Origin of the sequence: Desulfonatronospira sp. MSAO_Bac3 (assembly GCF_003838035.1) — a bacterium.
GTDB classification, from domain to species: Bacteria; Desulfobacterota; Desulfovibrionia; order Desulfovibrionales; family Desulfonatronovibrionaceae; genus Desulfonatronospira; species Desulfonatronospira thiodismutans.
Genome location: NZ_QYZY01000052.1, coordinates 1 through 2,439 on the forward strand (window position 1 = coordinate 1; position 2,439 = coordinate 2,439).

At 52.4% G+C, this 2,439-nt stretch carries 3 protein-coding genes; all 3 read right to left on the minus strand.

Annotated features, from left to right (window positions below):
* Positions 1 to 526: ATP-binding protein (locus tag D5S03_RS01515; RefSeq protein ID WP_287042477.1), on the minus strand; the 526-nt coding region annotated here is incomplete at its 3' end.
* On the minus strand, positions 523 to 1,998 hold the full coding sequence (gene istA, locus D5S03_RS01520; protein WP_008870029.1) for an IS21 family transposase: 1,476 nt from the start codon (positions 1,996 to 1,998) through the stop codon (positions 523 to 525). The genes istA and D5S03_RS01515, both read right to left, overlap by 4 nt.
* Entirely contained in the window at positions 1,995 to 2,384 is a 390-nt protein-coding gene (locus D5S03_RS01525) for a helix-turn-helix domain-containing protein (RefSeq protein ID WP_008868686.1), read from the minus strand. The genes istA and D5S03_RS01525 overlap by 4 nt, the downstream gene beginning before the upstream one ends.
* Positions 2,385 to 2,439: the final 55 nt, after the last annotated feature.

Sequence of the window (2,439 nt, forward strand, 5' to 3'; positions counted from 1 at the left end):
CAAGCTCATCCAGAATGAGCAGTTCAGGACTTACATATTTCTTGAGCTCTGTTTTGAGCTTGTGTGCAGCCTGTGCGGCCGAGAGGGTGTTTATGACATCTATGGTGGTGGCAAACAGCACAGAATGCTTTTCCAGGCATGCACTGTAACCCAGGGCTGTGGCTATGTGTGATTTGCCCAGGCCTACTCCTCCGAGGATTATTATGTTGGCCTTGTCCTTCATAAATCCAAGGCGAAAGAGGTTTTGGATGGCCGGGCGGTTGATCTTGGTCGGCCATGTCCAGTCGAAGTTCTCCATGGTTTTTATGCCTGGGAAACGGGCCATCCTGATACGGCGTTGGATGGAGCGATCATGCCTGGCATCTGCTTCTGCCTGGACCAGCCTGGCCAGATAGCCCAGATGATCCCAGTTCTGCCTGGCAGCCTTGTCAGCCGCCGGCCTGTACTGCTCTTTTATACAGGTTAGCTTGAGCAGCTGGAGATTTTCTTCCAGCCTGTGCACCTCACTTTGGTGTTTGTTGGTCATGGGTTTTTCTCCTTGGGTTTGTCGTAAATGCTTAGATCAGGGTCTTTGACTTCAATATCCAGCAGATCCTCTCGCCTGGTCAGATGCAGGGCTCCTGGTGCGGGCATGGTCCTGGCTCTTTGCTCCAGGATGTTGGCTACATACTCACAGGAGAAGGCACTGTAGGTGAATGCGTCGTCCATGGCCCTGGACACGGCTTCAGAGCCATAGATTTCGCTTAAGGCTACAATCTTCTGGACATGGTGTTTGATGTTCAAGTGCTTTTTCTCCAACTCAAAAAAGTAATCCTTTGCTCTTGGGGACAAAGCCAGGAACCGGGAAAACAATTGCTGATCCCTGGCTGCCCGGCGCTGGGCAATAAGCTCCTGGACATGATCGGGGTCTTCAATGTCCCTTTTTTTATCAAAGCTGCGGACATGCCTGGCCACAAGATTGTTGCCGTCATAGATGCATAAGCGATCAGGATAAGTCTTCAAGGTCAGGCGTTTGCCTGCGTACCTGGCTGGCACGGAATAGCGGTTGGACTCCAGGGTGATCCGGAACTGCGACGAGGCCCGGACCTGGGTTAAGACTCCGATATCATAGGTGTTAACAGGCAGGGGCAAAAGGTGCTCTCTTTCTTCTTCAAGCATGTCCACCGGCTTCTTGCCGGTCTGGGCATGGATACGCACATTGGCTGTTGCCCTGCACCAGTGGCGGGCGTAATGGTTGATGGCCCGGTAATCCGGCAGTTCAAGGCCGGCCAGCAAGTTCTTTTTGACATAACCTATGGCATTCTCCACCCGGCCTTTTTCATGGGGCTTTCTGACTCCGCAGGCACTGATCTCAAAACCCCAGTGCTTTGCAAAGTCAAGATATTTGGGATTTAGAACCGGTTTTTGGCCATAGGGGTGCTTGAGCACTGCACATTTCAGGTTGTCCACCATGATTTTTCTGGGGACCGCCCCGAATGCGTCAAAGGCGTTTTGATGACAGGCCAGGAAGTGCTCCATGCTTTGGGAGACAGTGAACTCAAGATACATCATCCTGCTGTAGCAAAGGACCATGACAAAGAAGCTGAGATTGCGCCTGCTGTCTCCCACCTGGATGGAGCCGTGATTTCCCCAGTCAACCTGGGCGCACTCTCCTGGGGCAAAGGCCAGACTTAAAAAGGCCCTGGACCTTTTGGGCCTGACTTTGCTTATGTATTCCTTGAGAATGGAGGAGCCTCCTGTATAGCCCTGCTCCTTGATGCTGCGCAAAACCTGGACGGCTGTGTAGGGGTGCTCCTCCAGCATCCTGACGATGGTATCCTTGAAGGGATCAAGCTTGCTTGGTCTTGTTACTGACTTTCTTTGATGAAACTGCTTTGCTTCGAGCCATTTGCCCACTGTACGCGGATCCAGCTGCAGTTCTTTTGCTATCTGGGCCGGGGTAAGTCCTTTTTGTTCATGGTAGTGCTTTATTCTGGCATAAAGCTCATAATCAATCATGTGTTACCCCCGGCAAGTTTTTTGAGAACGTCTGAGAAGTGCACAGGCCCGGCCTGTGCTGTCCTGGCCTGATTTACGGGTGGGACCTGGATGGATAGAACCTGATAAAGCGGTTTCTTCCAGGCAATGAGGTCAGCCTGGATCAGATTGAAGCGCGCCTGCTGCAAAGTGACTTCATCCATGCCCAGGCGCTGCATGACAATGGGGTCGGAGTAGTAGCTAAGCCCCTGCTGATCGCCCACGGTCACCAGGAACAGGTACAAGGCTGCTGCAGCATGGCTTAACCTCTCAATATGACCGTCACGAACCAGCCTGTGGTCCACCCAGCTGAACTGTCTGGGAACCTTGCGCAGTCTCTGGGGATGAATCGGATACTTTTGGTACATGAAATCCTCCTTTGGGGTTGTTGATGACGTCACAGCCCAGGGTGTACATCTGCCG